The sequence below is a fragment of the Halobacillus andaensis genome, assembly GCF_014636475.1.
In the GTDB taxonomy this organism is placed as follows: Bacteria; Bacillota; Bacilli; order Bacillales; family Halobacillaceae; genus Halobacillus_A; species Halobacillus_A andaensis.
In genome coordinates this window covers 424,057-440,383 of sequence record NZ_BMEL01000003.1, presented here as the reverse complement: position 1 = coordinate 440,383, position 16,327 = coordinate 424,057, and the positions used below count along the sequence as shown (strand labels likewise).

Annotated in this window: 17 protein-coding genes and 1 riboswitch; of the genes, 15 read left to right on the top strand and 2 right to left on the bottom strand. The window is 44.5% G+C overall.

The genetic code is table 11. The features are described 5' to 3' along the window. Positions 1–27 precede the first annotated feature (27 nt). Positions 28–453, bottom strand: coding sequence for an Hsp20/alpha crystallin family protein (locus tag IEV27_RS13475; protein WP_188378017.1), 426 nt, complete (start codon positions 451–453; stop codon positions 28–30). Between the two features lie 184 nt (positions 454–637). On the opposite strand from IEV27_RS13475, the gene IEV27_RS13470 reads away from it, so the two are divergent. From IEV27_RS13470 to purD, 14 genes are all read left to right on the top strand, one after another. Then, positions 638–1,207, top strand: coding sequence for a DUF2179 domain-containing protein (locus IEV27_RS13470; RefSeq protein WP_188378016.1), 570 nt, complete (start codon positions 638–640; stop codon positions 1,205–1,207). Continuing rightward, positions 1,176–1,376, top strand: coding sequence for an NETI motif-containing protein (locus IEV27_RS13465; protein WP_188378015.1), 201 nt, complete (start codon positions 1,176–1,178; stop codon positions 1,374–1,376). Before IEV27_RS13470 ends, IEV27_RS13465 begins: the two co-directional genes overlap by 32 nt. An 81-nt stretch (positions 1,377–1,457) precedes the next feature. After that, a riboswitch (purine riboswitch) is annotated at positions 1,458–1,558 on the top strand. A gap of 99 nt (positions 1,559–1,657) precedes the next feature. Beyond that, positions 1,658–2,149 carry a 5-(carboxyamino)imidazole ribonucleotide mutase gene (gene purE / locus IEV27_RS13460; RefSeq protein WP_188378261.1) on the top strand — a complete coding sequence of 164 codons (492 nt, stop codon included), beginning with the start codon at positions 1,658–1,660 and terminating at the stop codon, positions 2,147–2,149. Then, a complete protein-coding gene (gene purK, locus IEV27_RS13455) occupies positions 2,139–3,266 on the top strand; it encodes a 5-(carboxyamino)imidazole ribonucleotide synthase (protein ID WP_188378014.1) in 1,128 nt (375 codons plus the stop codon). The genes purE and purK overlap by 11 nt, the downstream gene beginning before the upstream one ends. A gap of 18 nt (positions 3,267–3,284) precedes the next feature. Next, positions 3,285–4,577 (top strand): adenylosuccinate lyase, encoded by a 1,293-nt coding sequence (purB, locus tag IEV27_RS13450; protein ID WP_188378013.1) that lies wholly within the window; start codon positions 3,285–3,287, stop codon positions 4,575–4,577. A 34-nt stretch (positions 4,578–4,611) separates the two neighbouring features. After that, positions 4,612–5,334 carry a phosphoribosylaminoimidazolesuccinocarboxamide synthase gene (gene purC, locus IEV27_RS13445; RefSeq protein WP_188378012.1) on the top strand — a complete coding sequence of 241 codons (723 nt, stop codon included), beginning with the start codon at positions 4,612–4,614 and terminating at the stop codon, positions 5,332–5,334. Continuing rightward, positions 5,322–5,567: a phosphoribosylformylglycinamidine synthase subunit PurS gene (gene purS / locus IEV27_RS13440; RefSeq protein ID WP_188378011.1), complete on the top strand. Its 246-nt coding sequence runs from the start codon at positions 5,322–5,324 to the stop codon at positions 5,565–5,567. The genes purC and purS overlap by 13 nt, the downstream gene beginning before the upstream one ends. Next, complete coding sequence (purQ, locus tag IEV27_RS13435; protein WP_188378010.1) at positions 5,568–6,251, top strand: phosphoribosylformylglycinamidine synthase subunit PurQ; 684 nt, start codon at positions 5,568–5,570, stop codon at positions 6,249–6,251. It begins immediately after the preceding gene. Next, entirely contained in the window at positions 6,235–8,463 is a 2,229-nt protein-coding gene (gene purL / locus IEV27_RS13430; protein WP_188378009.1) for a phosphoribosylformylglycinamidine synthase subunit PurL, read from the top strand. The genes purQ and purL overlap by 17 nt, the downstream gene beginning before the upstream one ends. Further along, the gene (gene purF / locus IEV27_RS13425) at positions 8,439–9,851 is read left to right on the top strand and encodes an amidophosphoribosyltransferase (RefSeq protein WP_188378008.1); all 1,413 of its coding nucleotides are present in this window, start codon (positions 8,439–8,441) and stop codon (positions 9,849–9,851) included. Before purL ends, purF begins: the two co-directional genes overlap by 25 nt. 18 nt (positions 9,852–9,869) lie before the next feature. Further along, the gene (purM, locus tag IEV27_RS13420; RefSeq protein ID WP_188378007.1) at positions 9,870–10,892 is read left to right on the top strand and encodes a phosphoribosylformylglycinamidine cyclo-ligase; all 1,023 of its coding nucleotides are present in this window, start codon (positions 9,870–9,872) and stop codon (positions 10,890–10,892) included. Further along, entirely contained in the window at positions 10,889–11,470 is a 582-nt protein-coding gene (gene purN, locus IEV27_RS13415; protein ID WP_188378006.1) for a phosphoribosylglycinamide formyltransferase, read from the top strand. The genes purM and purN overlap by 4 nt, the downstream gene beginning before the upstream one ends. Beyond that, entirely contained in the window at positions 11,467–12,996 is a 1,530-nt protein-coding gene (gene purH, locus IEV27_RS13410; RefSeq protein ID WP_188378005.1) for a bifunctional phosphoribosylaminoimidazolecarboxamide formyltransferase/IMP cyclohydrolase, read from the top strand. Before purN ends, purH begins: the two co-directional genes overlap by 4 nt. Positions 12,997–13,014: 18 nt before the next feature. Beyond that, positions 13,015–14,292, top strand: coding sequence for a phosphoribosylamine--glycine ligase (gene purD, locus IEV27_RS13405; protein ID WP_188378004.1), 1,278 nt, complete (start codon positions 13,015–13,017; stop codon positions 14,290–14,292). Here the strand turns inward: purD and IEV27_RS20115 are convergent. Next, positions 14,257–14,352, bottom strand: coding sequence for an EYxxD motif small membrane protein (locus tag IEV27_RS20115; protein ID WP_373868108.1), 96 nt, complete (start codon positions 14,350–14,352; stop codon positions 14,257–14,259). The genes purD and IEV27_RS20115 overlap by 36 nt on opposite strands. Positions 14,353–14,562: 210 nt before the next feature. Between IEV27_RS20115 and IEV27_RS13400 the strand changes: the two genes are divergently transcribed. Then, complete coding sequence (locus tag IEV27_RS13400) at positions 14,563–16,308, top strand: adenine deaminase C-terminal domain-containing protein (RefSeq protein ID WP_188378003.1); 1,746 nt, start codon at positions 14,563–14,565, stop codon at positions 16,306–16,308. The last annotated feature ends 19 nt before the right edge of the window (positions 16,309–16,327 follow it).

Genomic DNA, 16,327 nt, shown 5'->3' with positions numbered 1-16,327 from the left:
GATGGGCCCTCAAGTAGAGGGCCGGCCTCATTCATCTTCAAGGTGGCGGATCTTAACAGGCTTCTGACGCGTCGAGTCAGAAATAAATCGGTGCAATTGAATAATAAGTAATCCATGCTTATACGTAGCTTCCATCTTATCGCTGCGAACAGGGAAAGGCAGGTCGATGGACCGTTCGAATGCTCCTGTTGCAATCTCGGATTTTAACTGATGTCCTCCAGTATGGTGGATATCAATGGTGCCCCTTAATGTAAGCGTGGCATGGTCAACGAGAACATCTACATTCTTCGGATGATTCATACCGGGAATGTTAACGATACAGAGAAGTTCATTATCATATTGATAAACGTTCATTTGGGGAATAGACGGCTTCATAAAGCCTTCGAAATCACCCCAAAAGTCTTGCCCAAAAAATCGGTCGAAGTTCTTTTTCCAATCTTCGAATTGTCTCATGATCCAGCACGACCTCCATTCGACAAAAGTTTTGAAAATATCTTATTGTGTCACTAGGATATGATGGTATATAGTGTATGCAGATTGATCGTTTGGGTGAATGTCCCGAGGCGCACCGTAAACGTGAGCATCTAAATGAATGTGCTTTTTCACGTGGCGGTGGAGGGGCATAGGAGGAATACCCATGCTGGATAATACACTTGTTATGATTGCGATCATCCTAATCGTCAATATTGTCTACGTCTCGTTTTTCACCCTGCGAATGATTTTTACGTTAAAGGGAAAACGCTATTTTGCAGCTTTTATTAGTACATTTGAGATTCTGATTTACATTATCGGTTTAGGGTTAGTACTGGATAACCTTAATAAGATTGAGAATGTGATTGCTTATGCCGTCGGTTATGGGATCGGTGTCATTGTTGGAATGAAGATTGAAGAGAAGCTGGCCATTGGATATACGACAGTGAACGTTATCTCATCGGATCCTGATATTGAGTTCACTAAAATGCTGCGAGATAAAGGATATGGCGTGACAAGCTGGTATGCCTATGGGATGGAAGGCGACCGTTTAGCCATGCAGATTCTTACGCCTCGTAAGTATGAACTTTTACTCTATGAAACAATCAAATCGATTGACCCGAAAGCATTTATTATTGCTTATGAACCGAAACAAATCCATGGCGGTTTCTGGGTGAAGCAAGTGAAGAAGGGAAGGATTCGTAATGCCCAAGAAGAACACCAAGAAGCGCTATGAGGTAGAAAAGAATGAAACGATTGATCAATGTTTGGAACGAATCAAGAAAGATGGATACACACCAATTCGCCGTTCTGAAGAACCTGTGTTTCAAGAAACCACAGAAAACGGGGAAAAAACCTATGAACCTGTAAGCAGAACCATCATTTTTCATGCCGTTAAACTATAAACACGAACAATTTTATTTTATTTAATTTTAAATGTTCGTTATTTGCGTTGACAGAATGAATTAGATATTGCTATGATGAAATCAGAATTGCATATTGGACCTCATATAAGTCGGGAATATGGCCCGAACGTTTCTACCTGGACACCGTAAATGTCCGGACTATGAGGGGAGACCAAGCAGTTGATTCATTTCTGGACACACGTGTGCCTGTTTATCTCCTCTCATACGAGGGGGATGAGCAGGCTTTTTTAATGGATTATTCTAAGAAAAAGAGGGATCGCATGACTCAAATTGGCGTTATCATGGGAAGCATTTCCGATTGGGAAACAATGAAGGAAACGTGCAATGTATTAGAAGAATTACAAATCGACTATGAAAAAGAAATCATATCGGCTCACCGTACACCAGAAGATATGTTTGAGTACGCGGAAGGAGCCAGAAAAAAAGGTCTTAAGGTGATTATTGCCGGAGCAGGTGGAGCGGCCCACTTACCAGGCATGGTCGCTGCGAAAACGACATTGCCTGTGATTGGAGTGCCTGTTCAATCGAAAGCGTTAAGTGGAGTAGATTCCCTTTATTCCATCGCACAGATGCCTGGCGGTGTTCCTGTAGCGACAGTCGCCATAGGAACAGCCGGCGCAAAGAACGCTGGTCTATTAGCTGCTGAGATTATTGGAGCTTTTGATGAAGAGGTGGCTGGACGGCTCAATGACTATCGTAAAGAAATGAAAAATAAAGTCGAAAAAATGAGAGGTGAACTACGTGACCAATAAAGTGATTCGCCCAGGAGACACAATTGGAATTCTTGGCGGTGGACAGCTAGGTCGAATGATGGCCGTCGCCGCTAAGCATATGGGATACCGTATTGCAGTACTTGATCCAACAGAAGATTGTCCGTGTGCGCAAGTCGCAGACCTTCATATTCAAGCTAATTACAATGATTTGGAAGCAGCTGAAAAGTTGAGTGAAGCAAGTGATGTGATCACGTACGAGTTTGAAAACGTAGATTTAGAAGTGGCTAAGCGGTTTGAAGAAGCGGGCAAGCTTCCTCAAGGAGCTTATTCGTTAGAAGTCACACAAAACCGTTCGAAAGAAAAATCGGTTGCTGTCGAAGCAGATCTTCCTGTCGCAGACTATGCGATTGTGCAAACAGTCGACCAACTGCATGAGGCTCTAGAAACGATAGATTTTCCTGCAGTCGTTAAAACAATTAGCGGGGGATATGACGGAAAGGGACAGCTGAAATTTGAATACGAAGAAGATCTCCCTAAAGCTAAAAGTTTTATGAAAGACGGAGGTCAATACATCGTTGAAAAATGGCTGGCTTTTGATCATGAAATCTCTCAAGTGTTTACGAGAGGGATCGATGGAAATATGACTTTCTTTCCAATTGGAGAAAATGTTCATCGTCATCAAATCCTGCATGAAACGCGAGTACCTGCCACTGTTTCTTCTCAAGTGGAAACTAAAGTCCAGGAAGCTGTTACTCGTTTAGCGGAAAAAATGAACATTGTCGGAACGTTCGCCGTGGAAATGTTCGTGAAGGATGAAAATATTTATATTAATGAAATGGCACCTAGACCACATAATTCCGGTCACTATACCATTGAAGCTTGCAGTGTTTCACAGTTCGAACAGCACGTACGGGCGATTTGCGGATTACCGCTCCTGCCTGTATATAGTTTTGCGTCAGCCGTCATGGTTAACGTGCTCGGAAAACATCGAGATATTTTGCTTAGTAAACTAGAAGAATATCAAGGAATACACCTTCATGATTACGGGAAGAAAGATTCACGGATGAACCGGAAAATGGGGCATTTAACAATCATTGGAGATAATTTAGAGGAAATTGATGAAATCATCGCAAACAATAACATTCACATGTGGTAATTAACGAGGAGGAAGACAATGATAGAACGATATACTAGACCTGAAATGGGTGCGATTTGGACAGAGGAAAACCGATATAAGGCGTGGCTGGAAGTAGAATTACTTGCCTGTGAAGCGTGGAGCGAACTTGGAGTTATCCCTAAGGAAGACGTAGAAAAGCTCCGTGAGAAAGCATCGTTTAATGTGGAACGTATTCATGAGATCGAAGCAGAAACACGTCACGATGTCGTTGCATTTACGCGTGCGGTTTCTGAAACTGTAGGCGAGGAACGCAAGTGGGTGCACTACGGGTTAACCTCTACTGACGTTGTTGATACGGCTCTTTCCTATCAGTTAAAGCAAGCGAACGACATCATTCGTAAAGATCTTGTGAACTTCATCGACATTTTAGCTGATAAAGCACTTGAGCATAAACATACCGTGATGATGGGACGTACACACGGTGTTCACGCTGAACCGACAACATTCGGTTTGAAGCTGGCCCTCTATTATGAAGAAATGAAGCGCAACCTTGAACGACTAGATTTAGCCATGAACCATATTGAAGTTGGTAAACTATCAGGCGCAGTTGGAACGTATGCCAATATCGATCCTTTTGTTGAACAATATGTTTGTGAAAAGCTTGGGTTAGAAGCAGCACCTGTTTCTACGCAGACGCTGCAGCGTGATCGTCATGCTCACTACGTTTCAACGCTAGCATTAATTGCGACATCCATTGAGAAAATCGCTGTTGAAATCCGTGGTCTGCAAAAGACGGAAACACGTGAAGTTGAAGAATTTTTCGCAAAGGGTCAAAAAGGATCTTCTGCCATGCCGCATAAGAGAAATCCAATTGGATCAGAGAACATGACTGGCATGGCTCGCGTGCTTCGTGGAGAAATGTTGACAGCGTTTGAAAATGTGCCTCTTTGGCATGAGCGTGATATCTCGCATTCTTCCGCTGAACGTGTGATTCTGCCAGATGCCACAATTGCTCTAAACTACATGCTGAACCGTTTCGGGAATATCGTTAAAAACCTAACCGTCTTCCCAGAGCGCATGCAGGAAAATATGGAAAAGACATACGGATTAATCTTTTCTCAGCGTGTCCTTCTTACATTAATTGATGAAGGGTTTGTACGTGAGGAAGCTTATGACCTTGTTCAGCCAAAAGCTATGGAAGCGTGGGAGCGAGGTATTCCATTCCGCGAACTTATTGAAGCGGATGATCGTATTACTTCAACATTGTCCAATGAACAAATCGAGGCTTGTTTTGATTATAAGCACCACTTAAAACAAGTCGATCGAATTTTTGACCGAATCGGACTGTAATAAAGCTTAAATCCAAATGTGAGGTGATTTTCCAATGAAAGGTTCTCTTTTATATGAAGGGAAAGCGAAGAAAGTGTATCACGTAACCAATGAGCCAGAACAACTAATTTTGTCTTATAAAAATGATGCCACGGCATTCAATGGAAAAAAGAAGGATGAGTTTGAGGGGAAAGGCCGCCTCAATAATTTAATCACCTCAAGGATTTTTGAGTATTTACAACAGCAGCAGCTGCCGTCTCATTTTATAAAAGCTCTCAATGATACTGAGCAGCTCGTTGCGAAAACGACGATCATTCCTTTAGAAGTCGTCGTAAGAAATATTGCTGCCGGGAGCATTACAAGAAGGCTGGGTATTGAAGAAAAATCTGATTTCACCCCCCCGTTAGTTGAGCTTTTCTATAAGAAAGATGAGCTGGATGATCCGATCCTAAATGACCAGCATGCTCTCTATTTAACAGATGTAAACGAAGAAGAATTAGAATCTATTAAACAGAAAGCGTTACAAGTAAACGAGCATTTAAAAGACTTATTTAAGCAGGTGGGCTTAGACCTCGTTGATTTCAAACTAGAATTCGGGCGTTTAGCAGATGGCACCATTGTGCTCGCTGATGAAATCTCTCCTGATACGTGCCGTCTCTGGGATAAAGAAACCGGCGAGAAAATGGATAAGGACGTATTTCGTGAAAGTTTAGGCGATTTAATCACCGTGTATGAAAATATTTTGCAACGACTGGAGGAGAACACATGCGCAAAGTAAAAATTTACATCACTCTTAAAGAAGGCGTACTCGATCCACAAGGAAAGGCTGTCCAAAACTCATTGCATTCTTTGGAATACAACAATGTCTCTGATGTAAGAGTAGGAAAGTACATGGAAGTCATGCTTGAGGACACAAAGGATATTGAGCAGCAAGTAGATAAAATGTGTGACGAGCTGCTTGCTAACCCAGTAATTGAAGATTATTCCTACACGATCGAGGAGGTCGTTTAAGTGAAATTCGCTGTTGTTGTATTTCCAGGCTCGAATTGTGATCGTGATATGTATTTCGCCATAACCGAAGCACTCGGCCAAAATGCGGACCTCGTTTGGTACCAGGAGGCTGACCTATCAAGTTATGATGCGATTCTTTTACCAGGAGGGTTCTCCTATGGTGATTACTTGCGCTCAGGTGCTATTGCTTCTACCTCGCCGGTGATCGAACAGATTCGTGAAGCAGCTGAGGCCGGTAAACCTATTCTTGGCGTTTGTAATGGATTTCAAGTCCTGCTTGAAATGGGGCTGCTTCCAGGAGCAATGCTGCCGAACAAACATTTGAAATTTATGTGCCACTACGAAACGTTGATCGTAGAAAATGCTGAAACAATGTTTACTCATCATTATGACGAGCAGGAGGAAATTGAGATTCCTATCGCTCACGGAGACGGCAACTATTATTGTGATGAGACAACGTACGAGCAGCTTCAAACGAACAAACAAATTGCATTTTCTTATAAAAATAATCCGAACGGCTCTGTAAAGGATATTGCCGGCATAACGAACGAGCAAGGAAATGTACTGGGAATGATGCCGCATCCTGAACGCGCCGTCGATGCTCTAGTTGGAACAACTGACGGGCTTCGTCTATTCCAGTCGATCCTTACGCATTGGAGGGATAAGCATGCCATCAAAGCTTGAGATCAGTCCAGAAAAAATTAAACAACAGCAATTATATAAAGAGATGGGCGTCACGGACGAAGAGTTTGAGTCAATTACGAACATCCTTGGCCGCTTGCCAAATTACACAGAAACGGGTCTCTTCTCCGTGATGTGGTCTGAACACTGCAGCTATAAAAACTCCAAGCCTCTGCTTAGAAAGTTTCCAACGGAAGGCGAGCACGTGCTGCAAGGACCAGGAGAAGGCGCTGGCATTATTGATATTGGTGATGAGCAAGCCGTGGTATTTAAAGTAGAAAGCCACAATCACCCGTCAGCAGTAGAACCATATCAAGGGGCAGCGACAGGAGTGGGAGGAATCTTACGTGATGTCTTTTCCATGGGCGCACGTCCAATCGCATTATTAAATTCCCTTCGTTTTGGCTCACTGAAGCACCCTAGAGTGAAATACCTTTTTGAAGAAGTCGTACACGGGATTGCGGGCTATGGAAACTGTGTAGGTGTCCCGACAGTTGGCGGCGAGGTTCAGTTTGATGATGCCTACAATGGCAACCCGCTTGTTAATGCCATGTGTGTCGGTTTAATCGCTCATAAGGATATTCAAAAGGGGATTGCTGCAGGCATTGGTAACACGGTAATGTATGTAGGAGCAAAAACAGGACGAGATGGCATTCACGGCGCCACTTTTGCTTCCGAGGAATTGACGGAAGAGTCACAGGAAAAACGTCCTTCTGTCCAAGTTGGGGACCCGTTTATGGAAAAGCTTCTCATCGAAGCCTGCTTAGAAGTGATTCACCACGATGCCCTTGTCGGAATTCAAGACATGGGAGCAGCAGGACTGACGTCTTCTGCCAGTGAAATGGCAAGTAAAGCTGGAACAGGCATGGTCATGAACCTGGACTTAGTCCCTCAGCGTGAATTAAATATGACGCCTTACGAAATGATGTTGTCTGAGTCGCAGGAGCGTATGCTTCTGGTAGTAGAAAAAGGCCGTGAAGATGAAATCGCGCAAGTATTTGAAAAGTATGATCTTGAAGCCGTTTCAGTAGGAGAGGTTACGGAAGATCAGCGTTTCCGTCTTACTCATCTAGGTGAAACAGTCGCCGATGTGCCTGTTGATTCCTTAGCGGAAGACGCGCCGGTTTATCATAAACCATCAAGCGTGCCTGCTTATTATAAAGAATATCAAGAGATGGATCGTTATGTACCTCTAGTAGAAAATTATTCAGAAACGTTGAAAGACTTGCTGCAGCAGCCAACGATTGCGAGCAAGGAATGGGTGTACGATCAATACGATTCCATGGTTCAGACGAATACAGTCGTATCCCCGGGGTCCGACGCTGCCGTCTTGCGCGTTCGCGGGACAAATAAGGCGCTTGCAATGACCACTGATTGTAACTCCCGCTATATTTATCTTGATCCAGAAGTCGGGGGGCAGATTGCGGTTGCTGAAGCAGCACGTAACATTGTCTGCTCGGGAGGCCGTCCACTGGGGATTACCGACGGATTAAACTTCGGGTCACCGGAAAATCCGGAAATCTTCTGGCAGATGGAAAAGAGTGTTGAAGGCATGAGTGAAGCGTGCCGCCAATTAAACACTCCTGTCATTAGCGGAAACGTGTCTTTATATAACGAATCATTTGGAGGTCAGGCGATCTATCCTACTCCAGTAGTGGGGATGGTCGGACTTGTAGAAGATACAAAGCACATTACTCAATCTCATATGAAGCAGTCTGGAGATTTGATTTATCTCATAGGTAATACGTTACCTGAATTTGGCGGCAGTGAGCTGCAAGGATTACGCGAAGGCCGTCATTTTGGTCAAGCACCTGTTTTAGATTTGCAAGTAGAAACAAAGCGTCAGCAGCAGCTTTTACAAGCGATTCAACAAGGAATTATTGAGTCTGCCCATGATGTAGCTGAAGGCGGACTAGCCGTCGCTCTTGCAGAGAGTTTATTCGATGCAGGCCTTGGGTGTGACGTAACTATTGATAATGATCTAACAACAGCCCTGTTTTCAGAAACTCAGTCCCGCTTTTTAGTATCTGTTCACCCGGAAAATCAAGAGGCATTTGAACAACTAGTAGAAGATGCGATTCTTCTTGGAGAAGCCACAGGGGATGGGGTGTACCGCATCCGTTCTCAACAAGAAACCGTCGTGGAAGAGCAAACAAACGATTTGAAACAACTTTGGAAAGGAGCTATTCCATGCTTGGTGAAATCAAAGGATTAAATGAAGAGTGCGGTATATTTGGCGTTTTTAATCATCCAGAATCAGCACAGTTAACGTATTACGGTCTTCATGCCCTTCAGCATCGCGGACAGGAAGGTGCAGGGATTGTTACAAGTGACGGCGACCATATGAAGGTGGCGAAAGGTCATGGGTTAATTTCAGAAGTGTTCCCTCAAGAGCGATTAGATGATTTAGAAGGAAATGCTTCGATTGGTCATGTTCGTTATGCGACAGCTGGAGATGGCAGCTACGAAAACATTCAGCCGCTTATGTTCCGCTCCCAAACTGGCGGACTAGCGTTAGCCCATAATGGGAATTTAGTGAATGCGCAGGCGTTAAAAAGCCAGCTGGAAGCTCAGGGATCAATTTTACAAACGACCTCAGATACAGAAGTGGTGGCTCATCTAATTAAGAGGGCAGGTCACTTGCCGATGAATCAAGCGATCAGTCAGGCTCTTTCCATGATTAAAGGCGCTTACGCTTTTCTTATGATGACCGAAGAGAAAATGTATGTGGCAAATGATCCCAGAGGCCTTCGCCCAATCAGCATTGGTTATTTAGGTGACGCTTGGTGTGTCTCCTCTGAGACGTGCGCATTTGACGTAATCGGAGCTACGTACGAGCGTGAAGTGATGCCTGGAGAGCTTTTAATCATTGATAAAAACGGAATTGAATCTCAACGTTTCTCAGCACCGATTCAGCGTACGCTGTGCTCGATGGAATATGTGTATTTCTCCCGTCCTGATAGTAACCTCGATGGGAAGAATGTGCATGCCTCTAGAAAACGAATGGGCAAAACACTTGCAGCTGAAGCACCAGTAGAAGCCGATGTAGTGACTGGTGTTCCGGATTCTAGTATCTCTGCAGCAATTGGCTACGCAGAAGCATCGGGTATTCCTTATGAACTAGGATTGATCAAAAACCGTTACGTCGGCCGTACATTTATTCAGCCTTCTCAAGAACTGCGTGAACAAGGTGTGAAAATGAAGCTTTCCGCAGTTCGAGGGATCGTCGAAGGGAAAAGAGTCGTTATGGTCGATGACTCGATTGTACGAGGAACAACAAGTCGACGCATCGTGAAAATGTTAAAAGAAGCCGGTGCTAAAGAGGTGCACGTTCGAATTGCCTCACCACCCATTCAAAATCCATGCTATTACGGTATCGATACGTCTACCAGCGGAGAATTAATTGCAGCAAACAATACAGTCGAAGAAATCGAAGAACAAATTGGTGCCGACAGCCTATCCTATTTAACTGTAGAAGGGTTAAACGACGCCATTTACCAAGGTGAAGAATCATTAAATCACGGCGGCTGTGCAGCATGTTTCACAGGGAACTACCCGACCGAGATTTACCCAAATACTGTCCCGCCATACGAGAAGGCGTAAGCAGAAGGAGGAACTTCGATGAGCCAATCATACAAAAAAGCCGGTGTAGATGTAGAAGCAGGCTATCAAGCAGTTGACCTTATGAAGAAGCATGTGCAAAGGACGATGCGTCCTGAAGTTATAGGCGGCTTGGGCTCATTTGCCGGTCTATTTGATATCAGTTCCATGACCTACAACCATCCTGTACTCGTAACGGGTACAGATGGGGTAGGCACCAAATTAAAGCTGGCTTTTGAAATGGATCAACACGATACAATCGGTGTCGATGTGGTGGCAATGTGTGTAAACGACATCGTTGCTCAAGGGGCTGATCCTCTGCTATTTCTCGATTACATCGCCTGTGGAAAAAATGAACCAGAGAAAATTGAACAAATCGTTAAAGGAATTGCCGATGGCTGTGAACAATCCCAATGCGCACTCGTGGGCGGGGAGACAGCTGAAATGCCAGGTATGTACGACGAGGACGAATATGATTTAGCTGGATTCGTCGTAGGGATGGCAGATAAAGACCGACTGATTACAGGAGAACAGATTCAGCCTGGAGATGCACTCATTGGATTGCCGTCCAGCGGCGTTCACTCGAACGGTTTCTCACTTGTCCGCCGTATCATTGACGACCAGAAGCTGGACCTGTCTGCCGTTTACCCGGGCTTTACTAAACCCTTAGGCGAAGAACTATTAACTCCAACGAAAATTTACACGAAAGCCATTCAATCCCTTAAGCAAACCGTCACTATTAAAGGCCTGGCGCATGTCACAGGCGGAGGTTTTTACGAGAATATCCCGAGAACATTGCCAGAAGGTCTTGGCGCACGACTAGACCATGACAGCTGGAAGGTGCCGGCGATCTTTGACCTCTTACAAGAAAAAGGGGACTTACCGATTGATGACATGTTAGGGGTATTTAATATGGGAGTCGGTATGATTGCCGTTGTCGCAGAGGAAGAAATTCATTCAACGATTAAGACCTTACAAGACGAAGGGGAAGAAGCCGTATTGATCGGGTATGTCACAGCACAAGAAGGAATTCAATGGTCATGAGTAACAAAATCGCCATCTTTGCTTCAGGAACAGGTACAAATTTTGACGCGATCATGGATGCCATCGACGAAGGTACGCTCGACGCTGAAGTCAGCTTGCTCGTAACTGATAAAATAAACGCCGGAGTCATTGAAAAAGCCCAAAACCGAGACGTCGACACCGTCGTATACAACCCTAAATCATTTACGGACAAAGCAGCTTATGAATCCGCCCTGCTTGCAGATTGCCGAGCAAGAGACGTAGAATGGATCATTCTAGCCGGATACATGCGCCTGATCGGCCCTACATTATTAGAAGCCTATTCAAAGCGCATTGTAAACATCCACCCATCCCTCCTGCCCGCATTTCCTGGCAAGGACGCGATCGGACAAGCTTTAGATAAAAAGGTGAAAGTGACGGGCGTCACCGTTCACTTCGTGGATGATGGAATGGACACCGGTCCGATCATTGCGCAAGAAGCGCTATCCATTACAGAGGAAGACACAAAGGATGAGGTCCGGCGAAAGATCCAAGCCGTGGAGCATAAGCTTTATCCTCGTGTTATCCAATCCCTACTCACCAAGGAGGAAGCAAAATGAAACGTGCATTACTTAGTGTATCTAACAAAAAAGGACTCAGCGAATTCGCTAAACAACTAATCGATCTAGACTATGAATTAGTTTCAACAGGCGGGACGAAACGTGCCATTGAAGAAGCCGGACTTCCTGTGCTTTCGATCTCTGAAATTACCGAGTTTCCTGAAATTATGGATGGAAGAGTGAAGACCCTGCATCCATCTGTTCACGGCGGTTTACTGGCAAAACGAAATAGTAAAGACCACATGAGCCAGCTGGATGAACTCAATATTGAAACGATCGACCTTGTCGCCGTCAATCTTTACCCTTTTAAAGAAACCATCGCAAAGCCTGATGTAACGGAAGAAGACGCGATTGAAAACATTGATATTGGCGGTCCGACAATGCTTCGATCCGCAGCGAAAAGCTTTGCCGATGTGGCTGTCGTCGTTGATCCGGACGATTATGATCGTGTGATCAGCAGTCTTCAGGCAGGCGATCTTTCTTTCGATACGCGTAAGAATCTAGCAGCAAAAGTGTTCCGTCATACGGCGAACTATGATGCTATGATTGCGGAATATTTCTCCGAAGTAACAGAAGAACCTTATCCTGAATCGTACACGGTCACTTATGAGAAGGTGCAAAGCTTACGCTATGGAGAGAACCCACACCAAACGGCTTCCTTCTACAAAAAAGCGAATTACAAAGGAGCTTCTTTAGCCAATGCAGAGCAGCTAAATGGCAAAGAGCTTTCTTATAACAATATTCAAGATGCAAATGCAGCGCTGGACGTCGTACTTGAATTTACAGAACCGGCAGCAGTAGCTGTAAAACATATGAATCCATGCGGAGTGGGAACTGGCGACAATTTGTTTGAAGCGTTTGGAAAAGCGTATGAAGGAGATCCTGTCTCTATTTTCGGAGGAATTGTAGCCTTAAACCGTGAAGTAGACGAGGATACAGCAGCGAAACTTAAAGAGATCTTCTTAGAAATTGTCCTTGCTCCTTCCTTTAGTCAGGAAGCACTAGACATACTTACTCAGAAGAAAAACTTACGTTTATTAAAAGTTGATATGAAGAAACCAGAAACGCAAACGCATAAACTTACTTCAGTGAGCGGCGGTCTGCTCGTTCAAGATACGGATGAAGGATCACTTGAAGATGTAGAATTAGAAGTGGCAACAGAACGCCAGCCTTCAGAACAAGAATTGAAGGATCTTGAGCTGGGCTGGAAAGTCGTTAAACACGTAAAATCCAATGCGATTGTTGTAGCAAAATCAGATCAAACCTTAGGTGTAGGCGCTGGCCAAATGAATCGTGTAGGGGCAGCTCAAATTGCTCTTGAACAAGCAGGGGATCAGGCCCGCGGCGCAATTATGGCTTCTGACGCATTTTTTCCAATGCCGGATACCGTTGAAACAGCTGCTAAAGCAGGAGTAAAAGCGATCATTCAGCCAGGCGGATCGAAGCGTGACCAGGATTCTATTGATGCCTGTAATAAACACGGGATCACGATGGTCTTTACAAAAATGCGTCATTTCAAACACTAATAAGAGGAGGCTGCCAAAATGAAGATTTTAGTCATTGGACGTGGTGGACGTGAGCACAGTCTTGTTCAGAAATTCGCTGAGAGCCCCCAGGTCTCGAAGGTATTTGCTGCTCCGGGGAATGCGGGAATGGAAGAAGAAGCGGAATGTGTTCCTATTTCAGAAACCGAAGGAGGGCAGCTGATCACATTTGCTAAAGAAAATAAGGTTGATGTCACGTTTGTAGGGCCAGAGAATCCTTTGCTGGCCGGGGTCGTTGATCAATTTAAAGAAGCAGGACTGCTCGTATTCGGTCCAACAAAAGCAGCGGCTCTTATCGAAGGAAGCAAGCACTTTGCCAAGCAAATTATGAAGAAATACAACATTCCTACCGCAGATTATGAGGCATTCACAGATGCGGAAGAAGCAAAGGCGTATATCCAGGAAAAAGGTGCTCCTATCGTCGTGAAAGCCGACGGATTAGCAGCTGGTAAGGGTGTGGTCGTAGCAGAAACCGTGGATCAAGCCGTAGAAGCCGTAAATGAAATGTTGTTAGATGGCCGGTTCGGAGACGCGAGCCGGGAAATCGTGGTCGAGGAATTTTTGCAAGGGGAAGAATTTTCTTTAATGGCTTTTGTAAATGGAGAACACGTTTATCCAATGGTAACAGCAAAGGACCACAAGCGAGCATTTGAAGGCGATCAAGGCCCGAACACAGGTGGAATGGGAGCTTTTGCCCCAGCGCAAGACTTACCTGACGGAGCCTATGATTTCGCTGTAGATAACATTCTTCAGCAAGCAGCTTCTGCTTTAGTGGAAGAAGACCGTTCATTTACAGGCATTTTATACGCCGGTCTGATTCAAACGCCTCAAGGCCCTAAGGTGATTGAGTTTAACGCTCGGTTTGGCGATCCGGAAACTCAGGTTGTCCTGCCATTGTTAGAAAATGATCTTGTCCAAGTGATTCTAGACGTACTAGATCAAAAAGATCCTCAGCTTACGTGGAAAAACCAAGCCTGCGCCGGTGTTGTCGTAGCTTCTGCGGGATACCCGGGCAGTTATCAAAAAGGTATTCCGCTGCCAGCATGGTCTAAAGAAAAAGGACTATTTGTTGTTCACGCCGGTACGAAAAAAGTTGAAAAATCTTACGTTTCCGACGGGGGACGAGTGCTGTTATTCGGTAAAACAGCTGGTGATTTAGCTGCAGCCTTGAGCGACGTGAACGATGCGTTGCGCGTTTTTGACGAAACAGATGACTTTTTTTATCGAAAAGATATTGGACAATCAGCTATTGTTTCGTCTAATCAAAACGTAGAGTAATGCAGCTACGGTCCCAATGACCAGGGATATTACGAAGCCAACATCAGTTAAATATTCCATGAAATCCATTTTGTCGACATCCTTTACTAATTAGGACGGGTTCTCCCGTCCTTTTTTATTTGAATTTTTTTCAATTGATAAGGAAATTATGAGTACGAATGGTTTGATTTCCTACAGCGCTTTCATTTTAACTGCGGCGTGTTTTCTTATGCTTAGCGAAGGGAATCCAACCTGTGTTACGATAGAAAAAATGAACTGGGAGGCAGCTCCATGAATGAACAACGCTTTCGCTGGCGCAACCGACAACTTCGCGAACATACAGCTGTTGTAGATGGAAAGCTAGCACCAACAAAATTAATAAAACATACAACATACTTAAACGTTTACCTTAAACAATGGATAAAGGGGCATATTTGGATCTACAATGACCGAATCATTTACTGCGGTCCAGAGCTTCCTCCGCTCACTGAAGGAACCGAAATGATTGATGGAAGTGATTCCTATATCGTGCCAGGTTATATCGAACCGCACGCGCATCCATTTCAGTTATATAATCCCCGTAGTTTGGCTGAATATGCAGCACAAACGGGGACGACCACTTTAATTAATGACAATTTGATGTGGCTGTTTTTAACCGATCAAGAAAAAGCTTTCTCACTCCTTGAAGAGTTTATGAATGTTCCCGCTTCCATGTACTGGTGGGCTCGTTTTGATTCACAATCGACGATACCCGATGAAGAGCAGGAAGAATTTGAGGAGCAAGTGCTTCCATGGCTGCACCACGATGCGGTGATTCAAGGCGGCGAACTGACGGCATGGCCAGAAGTACTATATGGTGGAGATGATCAAATGCTTCACTGGATGCAAGAAACGAAACGTTCACGAAAGCCGATAGAAGGTCATTTGCCGGGAGCTTCATGGAAAACGTTAGTAAAAATGAAACTGCTCGGATTGGATTCAGAACACGAATCGATGACGGCTGAAGAAGTCATCAATCGCCTATCCTTTGGTTATCAAACTGGCTTACGTTACTCTTCCATTCGACCAGACTTACCTGAGATTTTAAAAGGGTTGTTGGCGAAAGGGCATCAGTCGTTTGATCGAATGATGTATACGACGGACGGATCGACGCCTGGATTTTATCGTGAAGGATTGATCAACCCTTGTATAAAACTAGCGCTTGAAGCTGGGGTGAACGATGTGGACGCTTATATGATGGGCTCTTATCAGGCTGCACGTCACTTTGGAATTGAAGATCGCCTGGGAAGCTTAGCTCCAGGAAGAGTGGCCCACCTTAACTTTTTATCTGATCCTAAAGATCCCAATCCTCATGCAGTACTTGCAAAAGGGGAGTGGGTGAGGCGCGAAAATCAACCTGTTACAAGCGAATCGGACTTCCCTTGGGAACAACATGGACTAGCACCTCTTGATTTATCCTGGGACTTAACAGAAGATGACCTTCAATTCTCAATGCCTGTAGGGATGGAGATGGAAAATGAAGTCATTATGAAGCCCTTTGCAATCGATGTTGATGCGTCTGTGGAACGTTTGCCTGAAGATCACAATGAAGCATTTTTAACCTTGCTGGACCGTGACGGGAAATGGAGGGTGAATACGCTCCTTAAAGGATTTACCGATTCGCTAGGCGCATTAGTGAGCTCTTACTCCAATACAGGAGACTTAATTTTAATAGGAAAATCACGGCCTGATATGAAGCTTGCTTTCAAACGCCTAAAGGAAATAGGCGGCGGTATTGTACTCGTAGATAACGGAAAAGTAGTATTTGAACTGCCGTTGTCTCTCTCAGGGGTCATGGCTGATCTTGAAATGGCAGAGCTGATAAAAAAAGAAGAAGAGCTGAAAGAACGATTAAAAACATATGGTTATACATTCGGAGATCCAGTCTATACCTTGCTCTTTTTATCTTCTATGCACTTGCCCTTTATACGAATCACGCCGGTTGGGATTATGGATGTGAAAAATAATGAGGTTCTTTATCCAGCCATCATGCGTTAAGATATAAAGAGTATATAAA

Bases quoted from the DNA above. Each gene is read 5' to 3' on its own strand.
- IEV27_RS13475 (WP_188378017.1), bottom strand. From the start codon at position 453: ATGAGACAATTCGAAGATTGGAAAAAGAACTTCGACCGATTTTTTGGG.
- IEV27_RS13470 (WP_188378016.1), top strand. From the start codon at position 638: ATGCTGGATAATACACTTGTTATGATTGCGATCATCCTAATCGTCAAT.
- IEV27_RS13465 (WP_188378015.1), top strand. From the start codon at position 1,176: ATGCCCAAGAAGAACACCAAGAAGCGCTATGAGGTAGAAAAGAATGAA.
- purE (WP_188378261.1), top strand. From the start codon at position 1,658: ATGACTCAAATTGGCGTTATCATGGGAAGCATTTCCGATTGGGAAACA.
- purB (WP_188378013.1), top strand. From the start codon at position 3,285: ATGATAGAACGATATACTAGACCTGAAATGGGTGCGATTTGGACAGAG.
- purC (WP_188378012.1), top strand. From the start codon at position 4,612: ATGAAAGGTTCTCTTTTATATGAAGGGAAAGCGAAGAAAGTGTATCAC.
- purS (WP_188378011.1), top strand. From the start codon at position 5,322: ATGCGCAAAGTAAAAATTTACATCACTCTTAAAGAAGGCGTACTCGAT.
- purL (WP_188378009.1), top strand. From the start codon at position 6,235: ATGCCATCAAAGCTTGAGATCAGTCCAGAAAAAATTAAACAACAGCAA.
- purF (WP_188378008.1), top strand. From the start codon at position 8,439: ATGCTTGGTGAAATCAAAGGATTAAATGAAGAGTGCGGTATATTTGGC.
- purM (WP_188378007.1), top strand. From the start codon at position 9,870: ATGAGCCAATCATACAAAAAAGCCGGTGTAGATGTAGAAGCAGGCTAT.
- purN (WP_188378006.1), top strand. From the start codon at position 10,889: ATGAGTAACAAAATCGCCATCTTTGCTTCAGGAACAGGTACAAATTTT.
- purH (WP_188378005.1), top strand. From the start codon at position 11,467: ATGAAACGTGCATTACTTAGTGTATCTAACAAAAAAGGACTCAGCGAA.
- purD (WP_188378004.1), top strand. From the start codon at position 13,015: ATGAAGATTTTAGTCATTGGACGTGGTGGACGTGAGCACAGTCTTGTT.
- IEV27_RS20115 (WP_373868108.1), bottom strand. From the start codon at position 14,352: ATGGAATATTTAACTGATGTTGGCTTCGTAATATCCCTGGTCATTGGG.
- IEV27_RS13400 (WP_188378003.1), top strand. From the start codon at position 14,563: ATGAATGAACAACGCTTTCGCTGGCGCAACCGACAACTTCGCGAACAT.